This window comes from Planctomycetota bacterium, from assembly GCA_035574235.1.
In the GTDB taxonomy this organism is placed as follows: domain Bacteria; phylum Planctomycetota; class MHYJ01; order MHYJ01; family JACPRB01; genus DATLZA01.
Window position 1 is genome coordinate 1 of the sequence record DATLZA010000192.1, and the last position, 2,598, is coordinate 2,598.

The following is a 2,598-nucleotide window of genomic DNA, read 5'->3' on the forward strand; positions in this document are numbered from 1 at the left end:
GCGGGCGGCTCGCCCGCCGAAAGGCCGATCTCGCGCTGCGCGTGCGCCATCCGGGTGATCGAATCCATCAACAGGAGCACGTCCGCCCCGTGGTCGCGGAAATACTCCGCCACCGCCGTGGCGGCGAACGGCGCGCGGACCCGAAGCGGCGCCGGGCGATCGGACGTCTCCACCACGACCACGCTCCGCCGCCGCCCCTCGGGCCCCAGGTCCTTCTCCAGAAACTCCCGCACTTCCCGCCCGCGCTCTCCGACCAGGGCGATGACGGCCACGTCCGCCGCCGTGCCCCGCGCGCACATTCCCAGAAGCGTGCTCTTGCCCACGCCGGACCCCGCGAAGAGGCCGAGCCGCTGGCCCTTGCCGCAGGTGAGAAGCGCGTCGATCGCCCGAACGCCCGTCGGAAGGGGCTCGGCGATCCGCGGCCGCCTCAGCGGATCCGGAGGCCGCGCCTGAAGCGGCGCGCGCGCCTCCGCCGCGGGCGCCGGACCGCCGTCGAGCGGATTCCCCTCCGAGTCGATCACCCGCCCGAGGAGCGAGCGTCCCACGGGAATCCGCGGGGCCGTCGAGCGGCAGACGACGGGATCCCCCCGGCAGACGCCGGCCAGGTCCCCCAGGGGCATCAACAGCGCCGCCTCGTCGCGGAAACCCACGACCTCAGCCCGAACCGGCCTTCCGCCCGCCGGACGGATCTCGCAGACGGCCCCCACGGGCACGGCCAGCCCCTCGGCGTGGACCACCAGCCCGACCGCCTGCCGCACCCGCCCGATGCGGCGCATGGGCTCGACGTCGGCCAGCATTTCCCGGAACCGGGCCAGGCTCATCCCCGGAGCCCCCGTTCGATCTCCTCCAGCTGCACGGCCACCTCCGCGTCCACCGATCCCTCGGCGGTCACGACGACGCACCCGCCCGGCGCGACGCGGTCGGCGGCCTCCAGGGTCACGCGGCCCAGGTCCGCCAGATCGCGGCGCAGATCCGGCAGACAACGCTCGACCCGCTCCACGTCCCCCGGGTTGAGGAGAATCTTCACTTCGCGCCGCCCGCCCACGAGCTCGAGGGCGCGGCGCACCGCCGCCGGAGCGACGGGCCGGCCGGCTTCGATCTCGGCCCGCACGATTTTCCCGGCGATCGCGACGGCCAGGGAGACGAGATCCTGCTCCACTCCGGCCAGAAGCTCCGCGCGGCGCGCCTCGAGGGCGGCGGCGGCGGAGGTCAGGACCTCGCGAAGCCGGGCCGCTTCCGCCGTCCAGCGCTCCCGCTCCGCGCGGGCGCCGTCCTGCAGGCCGCGCTCGTACTCCGCGCGGAGCGCCGCGCCGGAATCGGAAACCGCCGGGGAGGCGGCCTCGCCTTCCTCGAACGGGGTCAGGCTCAGGGGTCGAAGCTCGACACGCATGGGTCACTCCACCATCAGGCTTTCCGCGTCGCTGCGGCCCTCGACGACGAGCTCGCCGGCTTCCTCGAGGCGCAGGATCTCGTCCACGATGCCCTGCTGGGCGGCCTCGACGTCGGCCACGCGCACGGGGCCCATCAGATCCAGCTCCTCGGCGATCCGGTCGCGGGCGCGCTGGGACATGTTGCGGAAGAACTTTTCCCGGATCTCGGGCTTGGCGGTCTTGAGGGCCAGGGCCAGACGCGTCGTGTCCACGTGTTTGAGCAGGTTCTGGATCCCCCGGTCGTTGACCCGCAGCAGGTCGCCGAAGGTGAACATCGCGCGGCGGATTTTCTCGGCCAGCTCCGGCTCCTCCGTCCGCAGGCCCTCCAGAAGCGTGCGCTCCGTGGAGCGCCGCACGAGGTTGAGGATCCGCGCCGCGGCCGCCACGCCGTCGGCCTGCCGGAAGCCGGGGGCCATCAGGGAGGCGAGGCGGCTTTCCAGGGCCTGCTCGACCTGGCGGACGACTTCGGGGCTCGTGGGCTCCAGGGACGCCAGCCGGCGGATCACTTCCTGCTGCTTGACGATCGGCAGCTCCTCGACGATCCGCGCCGCCTGAACGGGTTCGAGATGCGAAAGGATGAGCGCGATCATCTGGGGATGCTCGTCCGAGAGAAACGCCACGATGTTTTCCGGATCGGCGCGCCGCAGAAACTCGAAGCGGGAGCGGCCCAGCGTCTGCTCGATGCCCTCGAGAATGCGGCGCGCCTCGTCGGGCGGATGGAGGCGCTCGAGGATCTGCCGCGCGGCGGCCAGCCCGCCCGGATCGCCCGCCTCGCGGGCCACGAGGGCCGTGTAGAACTCGCGAAGGACACGTTCGCGCTCGCCGGGCGCCGGCGGCGCGTCCTCGAGACGCACGATTTCCAGCGTCACGCGCTCCTGCTCGGCCCGGTCCAGCTCGGCCATCAGGCGCGCGGAGGATTCCGGATCGAGCGAAACCATGAGGATCGCCGCCTTGCGGGCCGCCGCCGCCCGCGCCCGGACCCGCAGGTCCCGCGTCTCGTCCGCCATGAGCGCTCCTATTTCCCCGCCAGCCACTGCCGCAGGGCCGCGGCCGCCTGGGCCGGCCGGCGCCCCACGAGCTCCCGGATTCCCTGGCGGATCCGCCCGAGTTCCCCTTCGTCCGGTCCGGCCGCCCCCGCGACGGGTCCCGCGCCCGCCGCCGGAACGGG

At 73.7% G+C, this 2,598-nt stretch carries 3 protein-coding genes; all 3 read right to left on the reverse strand.

From position 1 onward, the window contains the following. A partial coding sequence (locus VNO22_18150; protein ID HXG63298.1) for a hypothetical protein occupies positions 1-821 on the reverse strand: 821 nt, incomplete at its 3' end. Further along, the gene (locus tag VNO22_18155; GenBank protein HXG63299.1) at positions 818-1,390 is read right to left on the reverse strand and encodes a FliH/SctL family protein; all 573 of its coding nucleotides are present in this window, start codon (positions 1,388-1,390) and stop codon (positions 818-820) included. The genes VNO22_18150 and VNO22_18155, both read right to left, overlap by 4 nt. Positions 1,391-1,393: 3 nt before the next feature. After that, positions 1,394-2,437 carry a flagellar motor switch protein FliG gene (gene fliG / locus VNO22_18160; GenBank protein ID HXG63300.1) on the reverse strand — a complete coding sequence of 348 codons (1,044 nt, stop codon included), beginning with the start codon at positions 2,435-2,437 and terminating at the stop codon, positions 1,394-1,396. Between the last annotated feature and the right edge of the window lie 161 nt (positions 2,438-2,598).

Excerpts from the sequence above, each read along its gene's own strand:
- VNO22_18155 (HXG63299.1), bottom strand. The coding sequence starts at position 1,390 with ATGCGTGTCGAGCTTCGACCCCTGAGCCTGACCCCGTTCGAGGAAGGC.
- fliG (HXG63300.1), bottom strand. The coding sequence starts at position 2,437 with ATGGCGGACGAGACGCGGGACCTGCGGGTCCGGGCGCGGGCGGCGGCG.